Raw genomic sequence first — 23,793 nt, forward strand, 5'->3', positions numbered from 1 at the left:
ATGGAACTTTTTAGAGACACAAAAATAGATTTTATCGGGAAACGTAAAATTGGAATGAAATTCTCACTCACATTGATTATCGTTGGCATACTTTCGCTGATCGTTCACGGCGGACCGCGATTGGGAATTGATTTCCTCGGCGGAACGTTAGTTCAAATGAAATTTGAAGAACCGGTTTCAAGCGTTGATGTTCGTTCGGCTGTTTCCGAAGCAGGGTATGAAGGCGCTGTTATTCAACAGTTCGGCGATGACCGTGAAGTGCTTATCAGAATACTTGAAGCAGAGGGAAGTGGAGAAGATGCAAAAATAATTTCTGAGGCACTCGGAAATTATTTCTCAGGTAATGCCTATGAGATTCGGAAAGTAGAAAAAGTGGGACCCAAAATCGGAGCGGAATTGAGAGGAAATGCTGTCCTGGCAATTTTCGTAGCACTGATCGGCATCGTTATTTATATAACTTTCCGGTTCGAATTTAAATTCGCCATCGGCGCATTAATCGCCTTGGCTCACGATGTGATAATCACTCTCGGCATATTCAGCGTGTTAGATATCGAAATCAATCTTGCTGTAATCGCGGCATTTCTAACGATTGTCGGCTACTCTTTGAATGATACTATAGTAATTTATGACCGGATAAGAGAGAATATCAAATCCATGCGTCATGATTCGTACGAAACTATTGTCAACACAAGTATAAACAATTCACTTGCCAGAACTGTTGTCACTTCCTTTACTACATTTATGGTGGTATTTATTCTCTATACAATGGGCGGAGAAGTTATCTCAGGATTTTCATTTGCGATGATGATCGGCGTGGTAATCGGAACGTATTCATCTATATTTATCGCAAGCCCGGTTCTCATCGAATGGCAGGCAAGAGATGCTGCCAAAAAACGCGCTACTGTTGCAGCGAGCGGAACGAGGTAAATCATGGAATTAAAACAAATCGACAAAGGTAATGTGACTGTTCTACAGTTGCAGGGGAAGTTGATGGGTGGTCCTGATGCAACTCAACTGCATGAATCATTGCATAAGCTGATTGACGCGGATGTTAAGAACGTTGTGATTGATTTAAAGGGTGTTGATTGGATAAATAGCTCCGGGTTGGGAATCTTAATCAGCGGTCTTACGACTGTCCGTAACAACGGTGGGAATCTCTGTCTAGCTCATCCAAGCGATAAGATTAAAAATATTCTTAATATAACTAAATTATCTTCGGTTTTCACATCATACGATAATATGGATGAAGCCATCGCAAGCTTCATGTAGTTTAGTCTGGCTGTTTTTACTAAATAGGATACATTATTAATACTTCGAACTTTATTTTTCTATGCCTGTAACAATAGTTGTAGGCGGTCAGTGGGGCGACGAAGGCAAAGGAAAAATCGTCGATATTCTCTCGGAAAAAATGGATGTTGTTGCGCGCTATCAAGGCGGGGCAAACGCAGGGCATACAATAATTTTTGATGGTAAAGAGTTTATATTACACCTTATTCCGTCCGGCATTCTTCGAAAAAGCACAACCTGCTATATAGGAAACGGCGTTGTAATCGACCCTGAAGCTTTTCTGTCTGAGATTGAGTTCTTAAACAGCGAAGACATAAGTGTACAAGACCGATTATTCGTCAGCCAAAACGCTCATCTCGTAACGCCGCTGCATAAGATTGCAGATAAAGCGTCTGAACTCAGTTCAGCTGCCATCGGTACCACTTTAAGAGGAATCGGACCTGCTTATACCGATAAAATAGCCCGTGTTGGAATTCGAGCCATAGATGTTCTTGACAAGGAAGGATTTCGAACTAAACTGCTTCGAAACTTTGATTCGTTGAATATCAGCGACCTGCCTTCATTCGATGAAATATTCAACGCATTTTATGAAAATGCTTCAAAGCTTGAGCCATTCATATCTGACGTAACTTCACTCTTAAATCGCGATATTTTGAACGGTAGAAATATTCTATTAGAGGGCGCGCAAGGAACTTTCCTGGACATTGACCATGGAACTTACCCATTCGTCACCTCTTCTAATTCGTCGGCAGGTGGCGCTTGCTCAGGAACGGGAATAGGTCCCACCAAGATTGACGAGGTAGTATCTATAATGAAAGCATACACAACCAGAGTCGGTCTCGGTCCGTTCCCCACAGAGCTGAAAGGAGAAATCGGATTACTTATAAGGGAAGCCGGATATGAATTTGGAGCGACAACAGGCAGAGAGAGAAGGTGTGGATGGTTTGATGTTCCTTTGGCAAAACGCTCCATAGATATCAATGGATCAACTCAAATTGCCCTGACAAAACTTGATGTGTTGAACGATCTTGATCAAATTCAGGTTTGTGTCGGATATGCTAATGACGGTGTTCTAATAGATCACTTCCCGATAAATGCAGATGAGTTTAATTCAGTGACTCCAATTTACGAATCATTCGAGGGATGGAAGCTTCCGCTTGATAATGTCACTGTCTATGACGAGCTTCCACAAAAAGCTAAGGATTATATAACCGCGTTAGAAGGGTTTTTAAACTTTCCGATAAATATGATTTCTGTCGCTCCCGGCAGAGAAAATTTACTTACGAAATAATATTCGCTCTGACACTGAAGCTATTTATTCATTCCAAGTGATTCAAGATGATGGTAAAGATTACTCAGAGTGACGCCTAAATCATCAGCTACTTTATTCTTATCCCAATTATTAATCGCAAGCTTCTCTGTCAGGAATTCCTTTTTAAACAATCTCACAGCTTCTTTAAGCGACAGATTCTCATAATCAAGAGCTATGTTTTTCGGTCTGTCCATAACATGATGCATCATCTCTATCAGCTTTCTTACCTCAGACACTATTTCACCGGTTAATAACGCTTTATCGGTTGTTTCGTCTAAGGCATTACTTCCCTTTTCAGGTTCACTTTTAATTTCTTGATGTGAGTAAATTTTATATAACAATTCAGCATAATTCCACGCACCTGGCAGTTCTTTTCCCTTTCCTGAAAAATATTCGGCTCTTAGACTATAATTCTTATCTACAAGTTCTTTAGCCTCCTTAAACTTTCCGCTTGAGATTAGATGTGCAGAAAATTCATCTCTGCTTAACGCTATTTCAGAATCATCCGACAGGGACGTCGCCAGAGAGATGGCCTCCTCATATAAGTTATTGGCATCTTTTTCTCCCCCGATAATTGAGTAACATTGTGCTAATTTTCGTAAACTTTTCACTCTCAATAGCGGGAACGATTTATCTTTCAAGCAATCCTCGAAATATGTAATCGCCGGAATGATCTTATTCGTAGTCAGATTCAACTCCCCTAAACGAAAGAATAAAGGAGCTAACGGAATTTTTCCTTTGGTTTTTTGAGCAAATCGCAGCGCTTCTCTGTAAGAGTCCAGCGCCAATTCAATTTCATTTGTAGCCAGATAAGCGTCGCCGATGTTACTATGAATTTCGGAGATTTCTTTGTGAGCTTCGTCCTTCCAATAAAGTGAAACTGCTTTCCCGTACAAAGCGATGGCTCCTTTATAATCGCCTTTTCTTTGATTCAACGTACCTTTAGCGCTAAGTGTGTCCGCGCTTTGGAAGTCATCGGTAGCAGTGGTCATTGCTCCATCAATAGCCTCTGATGCTTTATTGTATTGAGATAAACTTATATGATAATTTGCTAATGCGGTATTAACCTTGGTTTTCACCTTATCTGATTTAGAAATAGAATAGGCTTTCATTAGGAATTCGCCCGCCAATAAAGGACCGTCAACACCCATAGCAATATTGCCTAACGCTTTTAATATTTCAGCTTTTTGATCATCGTCGGGTGTTTTTTCAAATGCTTCGATAAATTCCGCCAGTCCATCATCCTTGCGAATCATTTTACATTCAGCTGCAGTTCTGAGGAGAAATTCCAATTCGAAGTCACTAAGAATTTCGGTGTAAGATTTTATATCTTCCATTATGTCCGGCGTGGTGGTCATAAATATCGCGTATTATCGTTTTTCTTATCAGGTGGATTGAATTAGTGAGCCACCAAAAAAATTCTTTTATATTTTAATAAAATTACAATACCTATGCAATCTTTATTTTAACTGTAATATTCAGTGATTTCGTTATCAAACGCTACTTTAAATTAGGTGATCTGATTCTAATTCTTGGTTATGAACATTTAAGGAATACAGGTAAAGCGTGGTGCCAATACATTACAAATTCGGTCTGAAATGCCCAAACCTGACCTTTTCAAACATCTTGACTATTGGAGAGGAAGATTAGTATTATTTTCATTACCTTGATACAAGCTGACCAAGTTGAATAAAATTGAAAATAAAAAAGATACTCATATCTAATCGAGGAGAGATAGCGCTCAGGATTATAAGAGCATGCCGCGAACTTAATATAACGTCGGCTGTGGTTTTTTCCGATATCGACAGACTTTCCCGACACGTTTTATATGCGGATGAAGCTTACTCCATTGGAGAACCGCCTGCCGCAGAAAGCTATCTGCGGATTGACAAGATCATGGAAGTCGCCAAATCCGCACGCGTTGATGCAATCCACCCCGGATACGGTTTTCTTTCTGAGAACAGCGAATTCGCCTCTGAAGTAGAGAAAAATAAAATTATCTTTTTGGGACCCTCATCGAAATCTATGAAAATACTGGGTAATAAAACTTCAGCTAAGAATATGGCGGATAAATGCGGCATCGTTTCCGTACCCGGTTCTTCTGAAGCGTTCAAAGCTGTGGAACCCGCATTTGAATTTGCTGAAAAAATCGGGTTTCCGTTACTGCTGAAAGCGGTTTCAGGCGGCGGCGGAAAAGGAATGCGAACAGTGAATTCGGCAGCTGAATTTGAAGAACAGTTCCGAACCGCAAGTTCAGAAGCTGAGTCATCATTTAATGATCCATCTGTTTTTATTGAAAAGTTGATTGAAGATCCTCATCATGTAGAAATTCAAATTCTTGCCGATAGCCACGGAAATGTTGTTCATCTCGGCGATAGAGAATGCTCGGTTCAACGCCGATACCAGAAAATCATTGAAGAATCACCCTCCCCGTTTATCACGAACGATATCAGGGAAAAGATGGCAAAAGCTGCCGTAGATTTAGCTAAAGCGGCTAAGTATAGAAGCGCAGGAACTGTGGAGTTCTTGATTGACAGCAGTATGAATTTTTATTTTCTCGAAATGAATACTCGCTTGCAGGTTGAGCATCCCGTCACCGAAATGAGAACAGGCATTGACTTGGTCAAGGAACAAATAAGAATCGGCGAAGGTAAAAAGCTCCCATTTTCTCAGGACGACATTTCGTTTTCAGGTCATTCGATTGAATGCAGAATCACCGCGGAAGATACGTCTAATGATTTTGCGCCTGCCATTGGCACTATCACCGATTATTTTGAGCCGGGAGGACCCGGTGTCAGGGTTGACAGCGGTGTTCAAGCCGGTACGGTTGTATCTCCTTATTACGATTCGCTCCTTTCTAAGGTAATTGTGTGGGGAAATGACAGGGATGAGGCGCTTGACCGATGCGTGAGAGCGTTATCAGAATACATTATTGCGGGTCTGCCGACTTCCCTTCCATTTTGTAAAAAGGTTTTGACAAACGCAGAATTCAGGAACGGTAAGTATGACCTTAATCTTACAGGCAAAATAGGTAATTCCAAAAACAAAATCGTTAATGGGCATCTGCTAAATGCTGCTGCCATTGGAGCATCCGCGTTTAAATTCTCCTCCTCGCCAAATTACAATTTAAATGGCAAGGCATCGAATTTAAGCGGTTCCCGGTGGAAAACTCACGGCAGAAAATCCTCTTTAAGATGAAATACACAAGTAAAATTGGAGATAAAGAGTTTTCGTTTACCCTCGACCGAAAAGGAAATAATATAGAAGTGGCTTCCGTTAACGGCGAAACTATTGATTTAGTACAGATGAGCAGCGGAATTTTTCATCTGCTGATTGATAATCATTCGTTCCAAATTTCAATTACAAAAACCGCCAATGGTATCATCGCATCAGTTAACGGAGAGGAATTATCTGTTGAGATTGAAGACAGACTCAGCCTGCTGCAAAAAGAATATGGAATTCGGAAACCATCTCAAAAGAATTTGGGTAATGTACATGCGCCTATTCCCGGTCTCGTAGTCAGAATTAATGTATCTATAGGCGACAGCGTTGAAATAGGCACCCCGTTACTTGCTCTTGAAGCTATGAAGATGGAAAATGAGATTAAATCTCCGGTTAAAGGTAAAATCATAAAAATCACTGTTTCAGAAGGTCAAAGCGTTTCAAATAATTCTTTACTGATGGTTATCAAATGAGCGCTTCTAAAATTAATACCGACAAACCTTTTTACAAACCGGCAGACGCATCGCACGATTATAATAAAGATTTAGGCGATCCGGGCAATCCGCCGTTTACACGTGGAATATATCCGGAAATGTATCGGCAAAAATTATGGACTATGCGGCAATACGCAGGTTATGCCTCCGCAGAGGAATCAAATATACGTTATAAATTTTTGCTTGAACAGGGTATCACAGGGCTATCGGTAGCGTTTGACCTTCCGACTCAAATTGGCTACGATTCCGACAATCCGCTTGCCAAAGGCGAAGTAGGCAGAGTCGGTGTGGCAATTGACAGCATCGTTGATATGGAGACCTTATTCGATGGGATAGATCTTCAGAAAGTATCAACTTCGATGACAATTAACTCCACCGCGCCTATTCTGCTGGCATTTTACGCAACAGTCGCCGAATCAAACGGCGCCGACTTATCCCAACTTTCGGGCACAATCCAGAATGACGTGTTAAAGGAGTATATCGCTCGCGGAACTTATATATATCCGCCGTCAGAAAGCATGAGGCTGATTACCGATTCGTTCGCTTATTGCTCGGAAAATCTGCCGAGCTGGAATACCATTTCAATATCAGGCTATCATATCAGGGAAGCAGGAGCGACGGCAGCACAGGAGCTTGCATTCACGTTCGCCAATGCAATCGCTTATTGTGATGCTGCAATCGTTGCCGGATTGGATTTTGATTCATTCGCTCCCAATCTTTCATTCTTCTTTAATTGTCATAACGATTTTTTTGAGGAAATAGCAAAGTTCAGAGCAGCAAGACGTATTTGGTCGCGAATTGCGACAGAACGATTTAAAACAAAAAACCGGAAAAGCATGGCTTTACGGTTTCATACACAAACTGCCGGCTCCACCCTTACTGCGCAACAGCCATCTGTGAATATCGTCCGCACTTCACTTCAGGCGCTTGCCGCCGTTCTTGGCGGGACCCAATCGCTTCACACAAATTCTTTTGACGAAGCGCTTGCTCTGCCGACTGAGGATTCAGTCCGGCTTGCCCTCCGCACTCAGCAGGTTATCGCTAATGAAATAGGTGTTGAGAAAATAGTTGATCCTTTAGGAGGTTCCTGGTTTGTAGAACACATCACCGACCGGCTTGAAACTGAGGCATTTGAGATTATTTCCAAAATTGATGATATGGGCGGAGCGTTACAGGCGATCGAATCCGGCTATATCCAGAAGGAAATCGCTAAAAGCGCCTATGAATATCAGAAATCTATTGAAAGCTCGGAATCTGTTATCGTGGGTGTGAATAAATATCAATCGGACGAGGAAATTGAACCCGAAACTCTTGAAATTGATCCGAAGATCGCCGAGAGACAATCTCAAAATTTATCCAAATTGAAAAACGAAAGAGATTCGAACGCCGTTGAAAAATCGTTATCGGAGTTGTCTCGAACTGCCGAGAGCACAGCAAACATTATGCCCGATATATTTAATTGCGTTAAAACAAAAGCCACTCTCGGAGAAATTTCCGATTCTTTAAGAAAAGTGTTCGGGGAGTATACTCCTTCTTAGCTATGCATCCTTCCGTGCCTCTTGGTAACACTATAATCCGATTTGACAGTGTGGACTCCACCAATAAGTCCGCTCTTCTGGCTGCTGCTGAAGGAGCCGCCGAGGGAACAGTGTTTCTCGCAAAATCACAGACTCAAGGAAGAGGCAGACGCACAAAAATTTGGTATTCCCCTCCCGGAATGGGATTATATTTTTCAGTTCTCCTCAGACCAATGACGGAAGCAACAAAAGCAAACTTTCTTGTTCTCCAATCAGCCGTAGCCGTGTGCATGGCTATTGAGGAGGTAACAAAAATTCCCGCCGGAATTAAGTGGCCTAATGATATTTATATGGACGGGAAAAAACTCGGCGGCATCTTGTTGGAGACGGTAATCTCGGGAGAAACGCTGCAACACGCTGTTGTCGGCATAGGAATTAACCTCAATCATTCTTCAGGAGATTATCCTGAGGAGCTGCGGAATAAAGCTATTTCCATCAAAGAAGTAACAGGTAAGGAAGTTAACGGTGAACAGCTGATGAATCGAATACTATCTATATTTGACGATTATTATTCCAATAGAGTTGAGTGCACTATTAATATGTGGGAGAACAAATGTATTCATTCAAACCGGATAGTTACCTTAATGACCAACGGTGAAACGCTGCGTGGATTTTTTAATGACGTTTCTGCCGACCTTTCGTTCAAGCTCCGGGAAGAAGCAGGAAGAATACATAATATACAATATGGAGAAATTTCTTTGGATATGGAGGAATAGAATAGATGATATTAGCAGTTGACATAGGCAATACCAACACTACTTTGGGATTATTTTCTGATTCCACTCTTGCTTACGATTGGCGAACCACAAGCAGCACCCACAGAACCTCAGACGAATATGGCGTTCTCATAAATCAATTTCTTTCTAATGCTGACAAATCAATCGATATGATAACAGGAATAGTAATATCATCTGTAGTTCCCTCTCTCACTGATGTCTTCGCCCATATGTCGGAAAAATACTTAAGTAAGACTCCGTTGATAGTTTCTCACGAATTAGATTGTGGAGTTCCGCTATTGATAGACAATCCCGAACAGTTAGGTGCGGACAGAATATGTAACGCGGTTGCCGGAGTACGGGATTATGACCTCCCTCTGGTAGTTGTGGATTTCGGAACTGCGACCACATTTGACGTAATCTCGAAAAAAGGCGAATACTTAGGAGGTATTATTGCGCCCGGAGTAGAAACTTCCGCGGAAGATCTTTTCAGGAGAGCTGCCAAGCTGCCTAAAATAGATTTTCACTTTCCCGAAAAGATAATAGGAACAAACACTATTCATTCAATGCAATCGGGAATAATGAACGGAGCCGTTGCTGTTGTTGATTCAATTGTAACTGCCATCGAAAAGGAATTAGGAGAAAAAGTAAACACTGTCGCTACAGGCGGATTCGCTCACATCATAACTCCAAAATGTCGAACAGTAGATAAAATCAATACACATCTCACTCTTGAAGGCCTGAATTATATCTGGCAAATGGATAACAAAAAAACCGGAGAAAAATAAGATTGAAAATTGCGCTGGTTCAGCAATTCGTCACACCGAATAAAAAAGAGAATATCAGCAAAGGATTAGCTGCGCTCGAAGAGGCCGCATCCAACGACGCCGATCTTGTGGCCTATGCCGAGCTTGCGTTCGAACCTTTTTACCCGAGATGTCATTCAGACGGAAAGCACATGGAGCTGGCAGAAACTATCCCCGGTGATCTGACTGATCTGTTCTGTCGCAAAGCTAAAGAACTTGGATTGGTAATCGTATTGAATTTGTTTGAGCGCGACGGATCAAAAACTTACGACTCATCCCCCGTAATTGATTCTGACGGCTCAATTCTCGGTGTAACGCGAATGATGCACATAACCGATTATGAATATTTTCATGAACAGGATTACTATTCACCTTCTGCCAACATTCCCGGTGTTTACGACACAGCTGTCGGCAAAATCGGCGTAGCCATTTGCTATGACAGGCACTATCCTGAGGTTATGCGCGCGCTGAGATTACAAGGCGCCGAACTTGTACTGATTCCGCAAGCGGGAACTGTCGGTGAATGGCCCAACGGACTATATGAAGCTGAAGTCCGGGTTGCGGCTTTCCAGAACGGCTATTTTGTTGCATTGGTGAATAGGGTTGGAGAGGAAAGCGAACTGACTTTTGCGGGAGAATCTTTTATTACCACTCCCGATGGCAGCGTACTCGCATCTGCTCCAAGCGGAAAGGAAGCGATACTTTATGCCGATCTGGATTTCGGAATATTGAAGGATACTCATGCGACAAATTATTTTTTAAAAGACAGACGACCGGGAAGTTACGGTATTATCAGCTGACTATTTACTGATTGGAAAGAGTGTCCGGAACAGCTACAGATTCATTTGTTGCCACGATTCGAAACCTCTTTGATTTTAATATTTTACCGTCTTCAGATACAACATCAACGCGCCAATCCCCCGTCCACTCAACCTGCATAACTTTTGTTGACCATGTCCGCCATCGGTATCCCCGCACAGTTAATTTTACTTCCGCCATCCGTTTTTCGCCATAATACCAGACCTGGCTCACGGTGGTGGTTTCTCCCATCCCCCTAATCTCGGTAAAACAATAAAGCGCTCCTACAGTATCAGCGAATACATCTGATACTCCTATAGGCTGACGATCTTCCACAGCGACAGCAATAGCTATTCGTTCGATCTTAAGAATGCCCTGTGCAGAAATTGCTGAACCGGAAATCAGGTACAAAATAAAAAATAAGAAGATGATATTGAATTTGTCCCGCATTACAAACATATAATCTATACGGTTAATTTAAATTTGCAATAGCCTTAAGTTGCGGTACGTCCGGAAGCGATGTATATACCCATGATGCGCCGGCGTTTTTTAACTGCTCCATCTCTTTCTCGCCGTCATTACGGGCTATGCCTATCGCCCTGAATCCATTGTGTAGAGCGCATTCAACATCGAAGATAGTGTCGCCCACAACAAATACTTCATCCATCCCGAATTTCTTTTTCCATAGCGTTTCCGCGCGCGCCACAGCTATAGGAGGTAATTCATTCCTGTCTGCTTCGTCACTTGCGTAAGCGCCCAAGTCAAAATATTTTTCTAATCCGAAAGGAGACAATTTTATCATTGCCGAGCGTTCCATATTTCCGGTAACTAATCCCAGATAAATATTGTCCACTTCGTACAATTCCGGAAGGGATTCAGAAATGTCGCTGAATAGGATTTTATCTTCCGCGGAATGATATTCTTTTTCCAGTCGTTCGTAATAAACAGGAAAGAATTTTTCCATAGCATTAGGTATTTCAATGTCATTCAATCCCGCACGCTGCAGCATATTTTCGAGGATTTTAGGGTCTGTAAATCCGGCTACCTGGCGAACTTCCAATGTCACTTCTTTACCGGTAAGCTCCCTAACGATTTCAATGAATATATTTCGGGCGGTTTTTCCGGTAGAAATCAGAGTACCGTCAATATCAAACAGGAATAAAGCTTTGGGACTATCCGACAAAGTTAAACTTGGTTTCCACAAACTCCACAAAATGAAGCGTCACTGAATAGCGGATTACCACATTCCTTGCAAAAACCTGATTGCTCTTTTTCGGGAACGTTGTATTCGGAACTGACCGAATATTCCTTTTTCTCGCTGACGCCTTTTATAGAATCCAGCTCTTCCATCACCGCCATAGCTTTAGATCGATATGAGTTTGTAAGTTCCTCAAAATCAGCGTCATCAATTTTATCCATTTGATGATCGAGCTCTATATCCTTTATTTCCCTGATAAGACCGGACTTCTTTCTTTCCAGCTCCGCAATTGCGATAGCTTCATCGCTTCTTCTGTAGTCTACCTTATACTTTTCGCTCAGGACAGGACGAAGCAATATATAGATAATGAACGCTACCAGCATTCCCATAATCAGAAATGTCAATCAATCCCCACTAAAAATCGTCCAGCTCAGAATCCAACTTGTCTGAATATTCGTTAATCACTTTATTTTTCCCCGGAGCATTTGCTACAGCTGCTTTTGCCGAGCTCGAAGACCAGCGTTTTAAAGTAATAATGATCAATGTGCCGAAACCTAATATTAACAGAATCGGCATTCCCCATGCGGTGAGATAAAATCCTTCAGCCCTTGGAGTAGCCAATACTCTGTCCCCATAAGTTGATATAAACCGTGCCATAATTTCATTCGATTCCATACCCTTGTCAATCAAATCTCTTATCTCTGTACGCATACGTTCCGCTGTGCCGCAGGAACAGGAGTAAAGGGCTAAATTAGGACAGGTACCGCACTGACATGTAAGCTTGTGAATAACATCATCCGCGTTGGTTTTCGATTGTGACACTGCCACACTGCCGAACGGAAGAATCAGTAAATAACTTAATATAATAAATTTATATATCGTTTTCATTTTCATCCCTTTCAGCTCAAATTTAACTCTTCATATAACATTTATCAACTTTATTATTAACCTAATGAGTTACCGCAACTTCCGCAGAAATTCGCATCAACATCTGCTTTTTCTCCGCAATTAGAGCAGAATTTTGGAACTCTATCGGATCTATACTCCAATTTCTCAACGGGAATTTTTCTCTCTTGATTATGACTCTGTACTTTCTGAGCGGCTCTTTTAGCGCCTGCTCTTTGAATTTTGCTCCTCTTTCCGCCGCCTTTTTTAATGTAAGACTTAATAAGCAAACCAACTAACATCACGAGTACAATTGTGGAAATTATATTATATGCGCTCCATTTCCCGTCAGGGTTTTCTAATAATTGTAAACTTGTCTTTTTACTCGATTTAAAATAGCTCACGCTGACAGTTTTAATCTCGCCTGCTGCTACTTTACCTGTCAGGACTAAATGGTTGAGAATTCCTTTGCTGTCTGAAACAGTTCTGATGCTTGAGGGCTGTGTGATAAAATTCGTTGCGCTTATCGGCTGCTGAATTTCGTATGAAAAACTTTTTATCGGATAATACGATTTATAATTATAGATAAACGATTTGTTCGATCCCAACTTTGGGAACGCTTTATAATAATATTCAATTGCAAAATCCCTTTCTTTTAAGAGGAATTTTACGTAGGTATCACCTTCTTCTTTTTCAATATCGAAAGGGTCATGAATGTGGTCATTGGTCGGCGTAACAGATGCCACGTGCGGCTCAACGCCCGGAATGATGCTGAATTTAATTTTGACCGGCAATTTCACGTTCGCGCTTACGCTCCCTTTATACATCACAAGCACATTTTGATTATCATATTCTGACCAAAGAGATATCTTCATTGTTGAAATATGAATAGGATTTTCCTGAGCCAACACGACATTGCTATAATGCAATGATACGAACAGAATCATGTATATTATCAGATTTGATTTACTTTTCATCCTCCGCCCAAGTTTATAGATGAACACCGGTACTACTCCATTTCCATATTCATATTCTCATCATTTGATTTTCTCTTCATCGCTCTTAACCTTTTCCTGACGGCTTCTCTTAAGCTACTTTCGGAATCAAGCATAAACTGACCGGAAGTAACTACCATTTCATTTCCTGTAAGCCCGTCAAGAACCTCATAATATCCTCCTTCGCCGGAGACTCCAAGAGTAACTTCGCGAGGCTCGAATTTCCCCTTTCCATAAGAGATGAATACTATATCACGTTCTCCTGAATGTATAACAGATTCCTTCGGTATTACAATTGAGTTTTTTCTCTCTGCAGCTTTTATAACAATGTTAGCGTACATTCCCGGTTTAAGTTCACCATTTTCGTTATCGAACTCAAGCCTTACCTTTATTGTTCTTGTCTTAGAATCCAAATACGGATAGATATACGCTACCTTGCCTTTGAATTTCTTTCCCGGTATATAAGTAAGAGTCATTTCGGCTTCCTGCTGCTCTTCCAGCCAGGGCAACTCGAACTCATAAATATCTGCATAGACCCATACTTTTGATAGGTCGGCGATGGCGTAAAGATTCATCCCTTCAACTACGCTCATTCCCGCTAAAGCCTTTTTTTCAACTACAATACCGTTAAAGGGAGAGTATAGGGTCATTACTTTGCTCACCTTACCGGTTCGTTCGAGCTTATCTATCTGTTCCGAAGTTATATCCCAATTTGATAACCGGTCTCTTGTGGAACGCAAAAGTGCTTCAGAACCTACACTACTGGTGGTAAGGCTCGATAGCGCTGAGAGATATTCTTCCTGTGTTGAGACAAGTTCAGGACTGTAAATATCAAGCAACGCCTGGTTTTTTTTAACTCTCTGACCTGTAAAATTTACGTAGAGACGCTCAATCCAACCCTTGACCTTAGTGTGAATGTGAGTGTATCGTGTCTCGTCATAATCAACGAGCCCAATAGTTCTAATCTCTTTAAATATGCTGCGTATTTCAACCGGGGTTGTCATTATTCCGGTGTTCTGAACAACTGTAGGGTCAATTATTATCACTGATTCAGAACCTCCGCTCTTATCCTCATATACAGGCACAAGGTCCATTCCCATAGGAGATTTACCCGGTCTATCACTGATGAAATTCGGGTCCATCGGAGCTACCCAGTATTTTATCTTTCGCTCATCCTGTTTCTGATCTTCATTATCAGGCACAGCATTTATTGTTTCTTCATGGTCATTGACAGCTGAATAATATCCGAATCCACCCAATATCACGATTATTCCTACAATTATATATATGGTTTTTCTTAACATTTTATCATCCCCATCTACTTATTTATTCGGAAGCCGGCGACGGCTTCGATTGCCGCAATTGATTTTTCATAATCAGTTAATATGCGATAGTAATTAATTCTGTAATTAAATAGCGTGACCTCATTATTCAGTAGCGTGATAAAATCCACTTTATCTACCTGATAACCTGATAGGGCGGAGTTAAAGCTTTGTTCTGCCTGAGGCAGCAGCCGCTCTTCATAAAGTGAAATCAGCTTTTTACCTTTCTCCACCTCAGCATAATAAATTTTAAGGTCTTGTTTAACATTATTAAAAAAATTATTATATATTTCCCGTTCCATCTGGGTTGCTGCTTCAGATTGCTCAACTTTACTCGATTGTCTGTTCCCGGGTTTTATCGGCAGGCTAAATCCCACAGTCATTGATATAAAGTCTGCACCCAGCAAATTCCCTCCGACCAACTCGTCCCGCTGTGTATATGCCACTCCGATCCCGAAATCCGGCATCTTAAGTTTTCGGGAATAATCAGCCAATCGTTCTTTACTTGCAATACGGTATCTTGCGGCTTTCAGCGCGGGTCTTTGTTCCTCTGCTAATTCAATTAGTTCCATTTCAGTATATTCAAATTTCGTCGGAGTAAAAATTTCGATAACTTTGATAGGCGAATTAGAATCTCTGTTCATAAGAGTATTCAGCTTCGCGACAGATTTTACCCTCTTAAACTGTAATTTTATCAGCCGCTCCTCAAATTTGGAGAGTTCCACCTGAGCTTTTAATACGTCCTGCTGAATCCCCCTTCCTACTGAATATCTCGTTTCCGCAATATCGACAAATCTCGAGAGTAAATCGAGACTTTCATTCGTAATCTTAATAGACCAATCAATAGCGAATATATTATAGTAACTTTCCTTAACCCTTTTTACAAGGTATCCTTCGAGCTCGGAAATTTCCTCACTTACTGCCTCTGCTTCCGATAGTGCCGCCGCTTTTTTTGCGCCGAGTTTTCCGGGAAATGGAACTTGCTGCATGAGCGATACCTTTTTTCCTGTCATCGGCTCTCGATTGAAAGCAAAACTCTCATAGGGTATGTTCACTAATCCGAAAGTTATCATCGGATCCTTCCACGAACCGGCTTGTTTCGATATCTCTACGGCTCTTTTAGCCTTCCACTCCGCCGCCTTAAGAGACGGATGCGATTCTAATGCAACATTGATCGCTTCCTCGACAGAGATAACGTCGCTTTTGGGTTCCGACTCTTGCGCCGCCACTGTTGTCAGTGAGACGAAACTGATAATTACTACAAATAAGTATTTCACGATAATTTTAACCCCATTCTTTTACTAATTCGCATATATGCGAATATTTTAAAGATTTCCCGTAAGAGGGAAATCAAACAGTCTGAAAGATGGCGGCGTTAAATCAAGAAAGCTGAATCAAGAAGATAAATGGCATTAGCTGTGATACTTAAGAAATTATTAGACAAATCATTCTCGAGTCGAAACTTAGGAAATGCTTCTTCGATGTGAAAACTATTTTTCTCCGAGAATAAAATATTTTTAACTGATTTTGTTTTAATCAGCTGTCTATACTCATCTACATTAAAAGTCAGTTCATCATCACACCCTTGTGCTGACTGCACTGAAATTCCCATTTTGACCATATGACAACATTGAGTCATAATCATTTTCATCTGAGAGTGATCATTACAATCTTCAATGCACCTGATATCCGCTAACACTCCTGCCATAGGAGAGAGTATTAGAAGTATCAAGAGGAATGCCCTTGTGAGTGTAAGATTCATATAATTTGCGTTTTTCATATCTCGGCTTAATATACTTATTTTCAGTGATATTGCAAGCTTTTGCGCTAATCAGAGCAATAAAATTCACTTTATTTTTAATAATAGTGTAGCGTTTAAGAATAAACTGCCATAATGATTCGATAGTTTTAGTATTATCGAATTATTAAAATAAATAGTAAATTCATCTATGTTATTCCGCTTAAAGAACCGTTGGAGAATATCAATCTGTTTTTAAACGGGAATCTTGATTATGTATGTTGAAAACGTTTTAAACCCGGTAATCCTTAAAGCCACAATAGATGATATTGAACCGCTGAGCAAGCTCCTCAGAAAAGAGAACCTTCCGCCCGACGATATTGAAAAATGGATAGACTTTTTTTTAGTGCTGAAGAATGACAACATCACAATCGGGGGTGTCGGACTTGAAGTTTGGGGGGAAATCGGATTATTCAGGTCGTTTGTAATTGCCGGAGAATACAGGGCTAAAGGTTTCGGGAAAGAGCTTTATGACGCTATAATGCACGAAGCAAAAAAGATGAAGCTCGAGAGCGTAGTTCTTCTCGCCAAAGGCGCCGTTGGTTTTTTTGAAAAGAACGGGTTCAGATTCATCACAAGAAAAGAAGTTCCGTCGGAAGTTAAAAACTCGGTTCAATTCAATCTTAAAGAATGTGAAACATACAGCGTTATGCTAAAAGATCTCTGATGCCTAACGACGAATAACTATTTATCTATATAGTACATCAAATCTGTTAATGCGTTCAACTCGTTTTCAGGGAGTCTGCTGAATTTCGGCATTATACTCGCAGGCACAAATTTTTGCGGGTCTATAAGATGTTCGTAGATATAATTCCGGTCATATTTTTTTGTGACCCCTGCTAAGTTCGGACCAAACCCGGGTGTTTCACTTTCAATCGCATGGCAGACACCACAGTTATAATTCAAGAACAAATTAGCGGCGAATGTGATATTATCCGGTGTTTCTAAAAGTTGGCTCTTCTGAGGAGTTGACAGCCTTGCGACAAATGAAGTTAACGCCGCGGATTGATCGGTTCTGAACTTAACTTCTTCAATTTCGGGGGATGGTTTTATGAAGTGTGCCGCTTTCCATTTATCATCAAACTTTCCGGCAGATTTTAAAAGGTCTGATTTTCCGGTTCCGTTAACTCCGCCGATGTTGTGGCATTGAACGCATGAACCGTTCTCATAAATATACCTTCCCGCCAACTCGAAAGGCTGAATTCTTGTGGAGGTTTCCTTATCAGGTGAAGCGGAATCATTGACAGACGATGGCTTCACAGCAATCACATCATCATAAGAACCTAATAAAGTGAGCACTCCCACGGCAATAAGAGCAAATGACATTAAAGTTAGGGCTAATTTCCGGTCTTTCAATTTTCTTGATCTGTTTTTATCGTAAAACGGCAGCAGCATTAGTGCGAGTACTCCTATTGTTGGTATTATTATTGTTCCTATTATTTCGAGATTGCCCGGAAAATATTTTTGAAGTTGATACATCGAAAGAAAATACCATTCGGGTTTCGGTACGTATGATGTATCGGTGGGATTTGCGATATCTTCAAGAGGCGCTTCAAAGTATATTGCAAATCCTGAAAGCAATATAAATACGATAAGTATTGCAATTCCATCTTTCAGGAGCTGATCGGGCCAGAAATGAGATGTGTATTTCACTTCTTCACCCTCTGATTTGAACGGCGGAGTGATTCCCTGTCTTTTTTGCAAAAATACGTGTATGGCGACTGCTCCTGCCGTCAAAATGGGAAGCACTATGGTATGAAGCGAATAGAAATGTGAAAGTGTCACCGCACCGATTATCTCTCCCCCCTGCAGAATCTTTTGTATGATCTCTCCAAATACGGGAGCAGTGCCCGATATATTCAGAGTTACCACAGTAGCCCAATACGCCTTTTGATCCCATGGAAGAAGGTAGCCGGTTAGCCCGAAAGCAAGAACGAGATTAAGCAGTACGACTCCGAATATCCACGTCAACTCTCGCGGGTATTTATATGCGGCGTAAAGAAAAGTCCTTAACAGATGAATAACGACAAATACCACAAAAAAACTCGAACCCCAATGATGAAGCCCGCGAACGAAGCTGCCTAAAAATAGCTCGTTCTGAATATAATTTACGCTTAGATGAGCCGCTTCGGGAGTACCGGCATAAAACATTGAGAGGAATATGCCCGTTGCAGCTTGCAGGATGAAAAGAAAGAGAGAGATACTGCCGAATATGTGTGTCCAGCCCACTCCTTCAGCAAGCGGTTCGTCGAGGAGCTCCTTAAATCCTTTTTTAAGATGGAGACGTTCATCCACCCAGTTGATTATTGTGTTAATCACTTTATGCGACACTCGCTTTGTAATCTATCGTTTTACCGATTATCAGTTTCCCGTTAGCGATTTTAGTTTTATGTCTCATCAACGGCTTGGGTGGAGGTCCGCCGATAACAATTCCCGATTTATCATAAAGACCGCCATGACACGGGCATGCAAAGCTTCCCCTCTCACTGTCGAACGAAACGGTACAGCCGAGATGAGTGCAAATTGGCGATATAGCAACAAGTTCCCCTGCCGATTTATATACCCAAACGGTAGCGGACGCTTTTTTCAGATTCCATCCGTCCTTCAAATTTATATCGTACTTTACGGCGACAGGTTCGGATGAGTTGAAATCCTTTGCAGCTCCAACATCTATCCATTCTTCTCTGGACTTTTTAAACGCAGGCGAAATAAAAAAAGATATAAGAGGCAGTCCCACTATAAAAGTCAGTAAGCCGTAAACTCCTACGGTTATTTTTTTGAGAAAGCCTCTTCTTGAATTTGCTGTTTCCATATTATCATTATCGGTCCAATTCATTGCTTATCTATCAATTCCTTTCTGTTTCAGGTCGCTTATTTCTATCTACAGCGTAAGAAACGAATAGATAGAATAAAAAAATGTAATATGGTTTACAAGTTAAGAATCAGGAGCTTGGTTACCCAAGCCCCTGATGATTATAATATAAAATGTTAGAAGCCGAGGTTGATCTGAGCGCCGAAGAAAGTTTCCCCATCTAATCCGGGAACACTTCCGATTTCATCCGTCCAGACTGCGACATCAAGTTGGATAATCGCCAGATTTATACCGGCGCCAAAAGTCGGGTATCCTTGATTGAACCCGCCACGCAACTTCAATATCACAAGATCCATCTCTGCTCCGATATGAACCCTGTTGAAAAAGTTCGTATCTTGCTTGTTCAATAAATCTACGACCATAAGCTCGGCTTTAATCCTGAATGGCAGATTTATTCGAGCTCCAATTTTTAGATTAGTATCGAAATCAGAACCCGATGTGGTGTCCACAACCGACAGGCTATCATTATCCAAGTTACCGAACACGTCTGCAAGGACAAATCCGAGTTCCAATCCATCGCTCATTTTGTAAAGCCCGCCAATGTCAAAGGCCACTCCGGTTCTGCTGATGCGCAGACTGTCTTCGAGTAGATCTTCTGCCGCATCACCTCCGCTGGTTATTTCACTAAAGCCGAACTTAACTTCAGGAATCTCCTCACGCGTAATTAGCTTAACACCAACTCCTCCTTTAAGACCCGGCAGAAGGAAATCTAATCCTTTACCGAATCCAAAAGTAACCACCTTGTCAAAAGTTCCTCTTCCAAAAACTCTTGGCTCATATATCCCTTTATCAATTTTGATCTCAAGGTTTGGAGTTGCATAAAAAGCGAGCCCGATGTTTTTTATTGTAATTCCGGCGCTCACCGGAACTCCAAGCTTCATCCATCTGTTATCAATAGAATTCAAATCAGTATAAATTGAATCAATCTTAGATGGACTCAAACTGTCAAAATTCGAGAAATCTTCTTGATTATCACTGATAAAATTGCCTAAATCAACAAAATTTTTATTTAAGAAGAACTGAAGTGTTGGTAGACTGAAATTGATCTTTCCTCTTGTAAGCAGCGCCGGATTATTGGTAAACGCTGTAGCCCCTTTTGCCGATAGGATTCCTACATTTCCCATTGCTCTCTCCCGCATCGTATTATAGAATACGCCTCTCGCTCCAGCATAGGCGTTAGATGCGACTAAAAGTAATAGCAACGTTAAAATATTTAATTTAATAGCTTTTTTCATTATGCTCTCCTGCATATTAAAGGAAGTTAAATTATAGCGGACAAGGTTGTGGACTTCCGGCACCAGACCAATCCCAGCCGGGCGTTAATCCGCCGATTACTGAATCTTCATCTATTAAGCCATCACCGTCATTGTCTATTTGATCAATACATTCGTCATCTGCAATTCCATCACCGTCATTATCACCTACACCGGGATTTCCCGGTACACCGGTATTTACATAATAGAATTCCATAGAGCCTGTTATTTGGCTCATCAGGCTGTCTATAGCAGATGTGTCAATACTCGTTCCCCCGAAGACTTCTGCCGCAAATTCGCTATTACCGTCAATTATATCAGTAACATTGTCTATGAGATTATTCAGATCCTCCGGACCTAATGAGTCTAAGAATGATTCGTCGAATGCAAATCCGTCATCCGTACTCAGGAAATTGAGCTGGATGTCACTCGTTGTAATGCGAAGGTCATTGTTGGTATCTGCAATCCTCATAATTCCCTTCACCGTATTGGCTATGAATATATCCAGTGATATATCGTCAGGACTGATACTGCCTGTTGTCCGCCCGTCAAAAATCGGCTTCAGGTCATTAAAGATAACGATGTTAGTGACGTAAATATTATCCTGAGAATCAGGCCAGGCTCGGCTAAGGAATGGAACCTCAGAGCCAATTCCAGAATTTTCATCGAATTTCTGTAATTCATTTATTATTGTTATTATACTTTCTCCCGATGACAACAACGTTGCTTTCGCGTGGTTGTAAAGAAGATCGCTGTTCAATGAATCGGTTAGAAGTCCGATGGCGAACAAGCTCTCCGCTGATTCGAATTCTCCATCAAACATAAAATCCAATCCTTCATCTAAAATATCTTCTCCTTCATCCGGATCACCTGCTAAACCGCTGAATATGTTACATCCTGCAAATGTTAACGATATTATTAGTAAGCCGTAGAGACTAATTCCTGCTCTGAACTTCATTTTTGATTCTCCCTGCTTAATTAAATTGTTGTTAAATCGGTTAAATTATTGGAATTCCGGGTGGGTCAAATGAGAAGGTCAAACCTACGTTGACAACATTGTATTCCCCGGCTGAATAGTCCACATTTATTCCTATTAGAGGAAACACTGTTACCCTTAAACCTCCGGTATATCTGAAACTGTTATCTCCCTCAAGACTGACATTCACTTCTGTTGTCGTTCCCGCTACCGTATAAGTCAAGTCCATATCCGTAGATTCAATTTGAGCGCCGAGATAAACTGTTAGAAGAGGAACGCTCTTGCTCAGCCTGATATTAAACGCGGTATGAGTAGAACTTAAAATATCTCCCACGTTGAATTCCTGTCGCATATAGCCAACGGATAGCTGAGGAAGAAGTGGAAGAGGAACAGGCATATATTGATCTAAACTGTGCGAAATTCCGAATCCGGTCAAATCAATAGTTCCTATGTCATTACTTATTTCGATCTCGGGCAGATAACGGATATTAATTTCTGTGCCCATAAAAAGTCCGATAGTAACCTGCGGGACCGCAAAAAACACGTTACTTATATCCAGTCCTCCGGGAAGACCTGTTGTGGCGGAAACTTTATCCCCGAATACACTGCTTGATTCCGAGCCGAGTGTAGAAGTAAATGTCAACCCTTCTGTAGGAATAGACACTACCATCGCTCTTAAACCGAAATCAAATCCGGGTATCCTGTGAATTTTCGCCGTATGGTATAAGCCGGAATTTATAGCCGTTCCCAGGGCTGTGGCAAAAGGTTGCATATAGCCTACTGCATTTTCCTCCGCTAATTCCTGCAATTTCGTTGTTAAATCAGCCTCCGGATCAAAGGTTTGAGCAAGCCCCTGATTGGTCGCTACTAAAAATATGAATGATATGATGGTAAAAAGCTTGTAAAAACTTGTCATATATTGAATCTCCCGATTTAATTCTTCTTTCTTCGTTAGCGGTTAAAAGTAACCAATATTATAAATTTTTCAAGCTTTTTACTCATAACTAACTATAAAGTTTCCGTATTTCTTTCAATTATATGGCTACAGTATATTTTATCGCTTGAATTTCAATATACTTTATTCCTTTAAAAAATTTTCTGGTCCCCGCTGATATATACATTATGGATTCTCATTCTTGTATAGTATAATGATATATATACACTTTTAGGAGATTTTATGGGTTTTTCTTGCGGCATAGTCGGATTGCCTAATGTTGGTAAATCAACAATTTATCGTGCTCTGACATCAGCCGATGTGACTATCGAGCCATATGCGTTTTCAACTATTACGCCTAACACCGGAATTGCGCAGGTTCCCGATGAACGTCTTGACAGTATAGCGCTAATTGTAAATCCCGAAAGGATAGTCAATACTACTCTAAATTTTGTGGATGTTGCCGGATTGGTTGAGGGCGCTGCGTCAGGCGAAGGAATGGGAAATCAATTTTTAAGCCATATAAGAAAAGTGAACGCAATCGCGCACGTAGTACGCTGCTTTGAAGACAGTAACGTCCCTCATATCTCTAAGGAATTGAACCCGATTCAAGATATAGAAATAGTCGAATTAGAGCTAATACTTAAAGATTTGGAAACTATTGGTAAAAGAATTGAAAAAACGAAAAAAGTTTCCAAAGCCGGAGATAAGGAGGCGATGGAAGAGATTACGTTATTTGAAATGGTGAGGGATGTTCTTGACGAAGGCACTCCCGTTAGAAATATTGAATTTGATGAAGAAGAGCAAACGTTGATTGACGAACTCTTTTTTCTGTCAGCGAAACCTCAATTATTTGTCGCCAACATCGGTGAATCGAATATCGGCGATAATGATTATGAATTGTTAAATCAAGTCTCAAAAGCAGCGGCAGAACGCAAAAGCCCTATCATCTCGCTTTGCAGCAAATTAGAAGCGGAATTGTCGGAATTGGAATCGGAAGAAAAAGCTGTTTTTGCACGAGAGCTTGGGATTCTTAATTCGGGACTCGAAAACCTTGTGGCTATCGGCTACGAAATGCTTAATCTTATCACATTTTTTACTACTCGCTCTAACGAAGTTAAGGCATGGACCGTGAAAGAGGGCACGACCGCATCCGCGGCTGCCGGAAAAATCCACACGGATATTGAAAAAGGCTTCATCAAAGCTGATGTAATCAAATATGAAGATCTGATGGAATTTGAATCTGAATCAGCCGTTAGGGAAAAAGGATTAGTTATGACGGCAGGAAGAGATTATCCTGTGGAAGATGGAGACATAATTCATTTTAAGTTCAGGTAGCAATCAGAGG

The 23,793-nt window shown here is 41.1% G+C and carries 25 protein-coding genes; 11 read left to right on the forward strand and 14 right to left on the reverse strand.

What is annotated here, in order from left to right:
• The 3 genes from secF to IIB39_05005 all read left to right on the forward strand — a co-directional run bounded on the left by secF (position 1) and on the right by IIB39_05005 (position 2,578).
• Positions 1-927, forward strand: coding sequence for a protein translocase subunit SecF (gene secF, locus IIB39_04995; GenBank protein MCH8928056.1), 927 nt, complete (start codon positions 1-3; stop codon positions 925-927).
• 3 nt (positions 928-930) lie between these two features.
• Entirely contained in the window at positions 931-1,269 is a 339-nt protein-coding gene (locus tag IIB39_05000) for an STAS domain-containing protein (protein ID MCH8928057.1), read from the forward strand.
• 61 nt (positions 1,270-1,330) lie between these two features.
• Positions 1,331-2,578, forward strand: coding sequence for an adenylosuccinate synthase (locus tag IIB39_05005; protein ID MCH8928058.1), 1,248 nt, complete (start codon positions 1,331-1,333; stop codon positions 2,576-2,578).
• Positions 2,579-2,598: 20 nt separating this feature from the next.
• Here the strand turns inward: IIB39_05005 and IIB39_05010 are convergent, their stop codons facing one another.
• Positions 2,599-3,957: a tetratricopeptide repeat protein gene (locus tag IIB39_05010; GenBank protein ID MCH8928059.1), complete on the reverse strand. Its 1,359-nt coding sequence runs from the start codon at positions 3,955-3,957 to the stop codon at positions 2,599-2,601.
• Between the two features lie 343 nt (positions 3,958-4,300).
• Between IIB39_05010 and IIB39_05015 the strand changes: the two genes are divergently transcribed.
• The 6 genes from IIB39_05015 to IIB39_05040 are packed head-to-tail and all read left to right on the forward strand — an operon-like array spanning position 4,301 to position 10,214.
• Positions 4,301-5,797: an acetyl-CoA carboxylase biotin carboxylase subunit gene (locus tag IIB39_05015; GenBank protein MCH8928060.1), complete on the forward strand. Its 1,497-nt coding sequence runs from the start codon at positions 4,301-4,303 to the stop codon at positions 5,795-5,797.
• A complete protein-coding gene (locus tag IIB39_05020; protein ID MCH8928061.1) occupies positions 5,794-6,294 on the forward strand; it encodes an acetyl-CoA carboxylase biotin carboxyl carrier protein subunit in 501 nt (166 codons plus the stop codon). The genes IIB39_05015 and IIB39_05020 overlap by 4 nt, the downstream gene beginning before the upstream one ends.
• The gene (locus IIB39_05025; protein MCH8928062.1) at positions 6,291-7,853 is read left to right on the forward strand and encodes a methylmalonyl-CoA mutase; all 1,563 of its coding nucleotides are present in this window, start codon (positions 6,291-6,293) and stop codon (positions 7,851-7,853) included. Before IIB39_05020 ends, IIB39_05025 begins: the two co-directional genes overlap by 4 nt.
• 2 nt (positions 7,854-7,855) lie before the next feature.
• A complete protein-coding gene (locus tag IIB39_05030) occupies positions 7,856-8,608 on the forward strand; it encodes a biotin--[acetyl-CoA-carboxylase] ligase (GenBank protein MCH8928063.1) in 753 nt (250 codons plus the stop codon).
• Positions 8,609-8,613: 5 nt separating this feature from the next.
• Positions 8,614-9,396 carry a type III pantothenate kinase gene (locus IIB39_05035; GenBank protein ID MCH8928064.1) on the forward strand — a complete coding sequence of 261 codons (783 nt, stop codon included), beginning with the start codon at positions 8,614-8,616 and terminating at the stop codon, positions 9,394-9,396.
• Between the two features lie 2 nt (positions 9,397-9,398).
• Positions 9,399-10,214: a carbon-nitrogen hydrolase family protein gene (locus tag IIB39_05040; protein ID MCH8928065.1), complete on the forward strand. Its 816-nt coding sequence runs from the start codon at positions 9,399-9,401 to the stop codon at positions 10,212-10,214.
• A 4-nt stretch (positions 10,215-10,218) separates the two neighbouring features.
• Here IIB39_05040 and IIB39_05045 read toward each other — a convergent pair whose 3' ends face one another.
• The 8 genes from IIB39_05045 to IIB39_05080 form a co-directional block, all read right to left on the reverse strand.
• On the reverse strand, positions 10,219-10,662 hold the full coding sequence (locus IIB39_05045) for a DUF2914 domain-containing protein (GenBank protein MCH8928066.1): 444 nt from the start codon (positions 10,660-10,662) through the stop codon (positions 10,219-10,221).
• Between the two features lie 22 nt (positions 10,663-10,684).
• A complete protein-coding gene (locus tag IIB39_05050) occupies positions 10,685-11,395 on the reverse strand; it encodes an HAD hydrolase-like protein (GenBank protein MCH8928067.1) in 711 nt (236 codons plus the stop codon).
• 2 nt (positions 11,396-11,397) lie between these two features.
• Positions 11,398-11,814, reverse strand: coding sequence for a zinc ribbon domain-containing protein (locus IIB39_05055; GenBank protein MCH8928068.1), 417 nt, complete (start codon positions 11,812-11,814; stop codon positions 11,398-11,400).
• A gap of 10 nt (positions 11,815-11,824) precedes the next feature.
• Positions 11,825-12,298, reverse strand: a complete 474-nt coding sequence (locus tag IIB39_05060; protein MCH8928069.1) for a cytochrome c-type biogenesis protein CcmH — start codon at positions 12,296-12,298, stop codon at positions 11,825-11,827.
• Between the two features lie 56 nt (positions 12,299-12,354).
• Positions 12,355-13,272 carry a zinc ribbon domain-containing protein gene (locus IIB39_05065; protein ID MCH8928070.1) on the reverse strand — a complete coding sequence of 306 codons (918 nt, stop codon included), beginning with the start codon at positions 13,270-13,272 and terminating at the stop codon, positions 12,355-12,357.
• A gap of 32 nt (positions 13,273-13,304) precedes the next feature.
• The gene (locus IIB39_05070; GenBank protein MCH8928071.1) at positions 13,305-14,594 is read right to left on the reverse strand and encodes an efflux RND transporter periplasmic adaptor subunit; all 1,290 of its coding nucleotides are present in this window, start codon (positions 14,592-14,594) and stop codon (positions 13,305-13,307) included.
• 14 nt (positions 14,595-14,608) lie between these two features.
• Positions 14,609-15,889, reverse strand: a complete 1,281-nt coding sequence (locus IIB39_05075) for a TolC family protein (GenBank protein MCH8928072.1) — start codon at positions 15,887-15,889, stop codon at positions 14,609-14,611.
• 98 nt (positions 15,890-15,987) lie between these two features.
• Positions 15,988-16,392 carry a hypothetical protein gene (locus IIB39_05080; GenBank protein MCH8928073.1) on the reverse strand — a complete coding sequence of 135 codons (405 nt, stop codon included), beginning with the start codon at positions 16,390-16,392 and terminating at the stop codon, positions 15,988-15,990.
• 232 nt (positions 16,393-16,624) lie between these two features.
• Between IIB39_05080 and IIB39_05085 the strand changes: the two genes are divergently transcribed.
• Positions 16,625-17,077 carry a GNAT family N-acetyltransferase gene (locus tag IIB39_05085; protein MCH8928074.1) on the forward strand — a complete coding sequence of 151 codons (453 nt, stop codon included), beginning with the start codon at positions 16,625-16,627 and terminating at the stop codon, positions 17,075-17,077.
• Positions 17,078-17,094: 17 nt separating this feature from the next.
• Here the strand turns inward: IIB39_05085 and IIB39_05090 are convergent, their stop codons facing one another.
• The 5 genes from IIB39_05090 to IIB39_05110 form a co-directional block, all read right to left on the reverse strand.
• The gene (locus IIB39_05090) at positions 17,095-18,729 is read right to left on the reverse strand and encodes a cytochrome b N-terminal domain-containing protein (GenBank protein MCH8928075.1); all 1,635 of its coding nucleotides are present in this window, start codon (positions 18,727-18,729) and stop codon (positions 17,095-17,097) included.
• A 1-nt stretch (position 18,730) separates the two neighbouring features.
• Entirely contained in the window at positions 18,731-19,246 is a 516-nt protein-coding gene (locus IIB39_05095) for a ubiquinol-cytochrome c reductase iron-sulfur subunit (protein ID MCH8928076.1), read from the reverse strand.
• A gap of 152 nt (positions 19,247-19,398) precedes the next feature.
• Positions 19,399-20,517, reverse strand: coding sequence for a hypothetical protein (locus IIB39_05100; GenBank protein MCH8928077.1), 1,119 nt, complete (start codon positions 20,515-20,517; stop codon positions 19,399-19,401).
• A gap of 31 nt (positions 20,518-20,548) precedes the next feature.
• Positions 20,549-21,493: a hypothetical protein gene (locus IIB39_05105; GenBank protein ID MCH8928078.1), complete on the reverse strand. Its 945-nt coding sequence runs from the start codon at positions 21,491-21,493 to the stop codon at positions 20,549-20,551.
• Positions 21,494-21,533: 40 nt separating this feature from the next.
• Positions 21,534-22,427, reverse strand: coding sequence for a hypothetical protein (locus IIB39_05110; GenBank protein MCH8928079.1), 894 nt, complete (start codon positions 22,425-22,427; stop codon positions 21,534-21,536).
• Between the two features lie 261 nt (positions 22,428-22,688).
• Here IIB39_05110 and ychF point away from each other — a divergent pair, with 261 nt between their 5' ends.
• Entirely contained in the window at positions 22,689-23,783 is a 1,095-nt protein-coding gene (gene ychF / locus IIB39_05115) for a redox-regulated ATPase YchF (GenBank protein ID MCH8928080.1), read from the forward strand.
• Positions 23,784-23,793 lie beyond the last annotated feature (10 nt).

The organism is Candidatus Neomarinimicrobiota bacterium (assembly GCA_022573815.1).
Lineage (GTDB): Bacteria > Fidelibacterota > SORT01 > SORT01 > SORT01 > JACZTG01.

Excerpts from the sequence above, each read along its gene's own strand:
- IIB39_05000 (MCH8928057.1), top strand. The coding sequence starts at position 931 with ATGGAATTAAAACAAATCGACAAAGGTAATGTGACTGTTCTACAGTTG.
- IIB39_05105 (MCH8928078.1), bottom strand. The coding sequence starts at position 21,493 with ATGAAGTTCAGAGCAGGAATTAGTCTCTACGGCTTACTAATAATATCG.
- secF (MCH8928056.1), top strand. The coding sequence starts at position 1 with ATGGAACTTTTTAGAGACACAAAAATAGATTTTATCGGGAAACGTAAA.
- IIB39_05035 (MCH8928064.1), top strand. The coding sequence starts at position 8,614 with ATGATATTAGCAGTTGACATAGGCAATACCAACACTACTTTGGGATTA.
- IIB39_05080 (MCH8928073.1), bottom strand. The coding sequence starts at position 16,392 with ATGAAAAACGCAAATTATATGAATCTTACACTCACAAGGGCATTCCTC.
- IIB39_05030 (MCH8928063.1), top strand. The coding sequence starts at position 7,856 with ATGCATCCTTCCGTGCCTCTTGGTAACACTATAATCCGATTTGACAGT.
- IIB39_05100 (MCH8928077.1), bottom strand. The coding sequence starts at position 20,517 with ATGAAAAAAGCTATTAAATTAAATATTTTAACGTTGCTATTACTTTTA.
- IIB39_05060 (MCH8928069.1), bottom strand. The coding sequence starts at position 12,298 with ATGAAAACGATATATAAATTTATTATATTAAGTTATTTACTGATTCTT.
- IIB39_05070 (MCH8928071.1), bottom strand. The coding sequence starts at position 14,594 with ATGTTAAGAAAAACCATATATATAATTGTAGGAATAATCGTGATATTG.
- IIB39_05020 (MCH8928061.1), top strand. The coding sequence starts at position 5,794 with ATGAAATACACAAGTAAAATTGGAGATAAAGAGTTTTCGTTTACCCTC.
- IIB39_05110 (MCH8928079.1), bottom strand. The coding sequence starts at position 22,427 with ATGACAAGTTTTTACAAGCTTTTTACCATCATATCATTCATATTTTTA.
- IIB39_05085 (MCH8928074.1), top strand. The coding sequence starts at position 16,625 with ATGTATGTTGAAAACGTTTTAAACCCGGTAATCCTTAAAGCCACAATA.
- IIB39_05045 (MCH8928066.1), bottom strand. The coding sequence starts at position 10,662 with ATGCGGGACAAATTCAATATCATCTTCTTATTTTTTATTTTGTACCTG.
- IIB39_05095 (MCH8928076.1), bottom strand. The coding sequence starts at position 19,246 with ATGAATTGGACCGATAATGATAATATGGAAACAGCAAATTCAAGAAGA.
- IIB39_05065 (MCH8928070.1), bottom strand. The coding sequence starts at position 13,272 with ATGAAAAGTAAATCAAATCTGATAATATACATGATTCTGTTCGTATCA.
- IIB39_05025 (MCH8928062.1), top strand. The coding sequence starts at position 6,291 with ATGAGCGCTTCTAAAATTAATACCGACAAACCTTTTTACAAACCGGCA.
- ychF (MCH8928080.1), top strand. The coding sequence starts at position 22,689 with ATGGGTTTTTCTTGCGGCATAGTCGGATTGCCTAATGTTGGTAAATCA.
- IIB39_05005 (MCH8928058.1), top strand. The coding sequence starts at position 1,331 with ATGCCTGTAACAATAGTTGTAGGCGGTCAGTGGGGCGACGAAGGCAAA.
- IIB39_05010 (MCH8928059.1), bottom strand. The coding sequence starts at position 3,957 with ATGACCACCACGCCGGACATAATGGAAGATATAAAATCTTACACCGAA.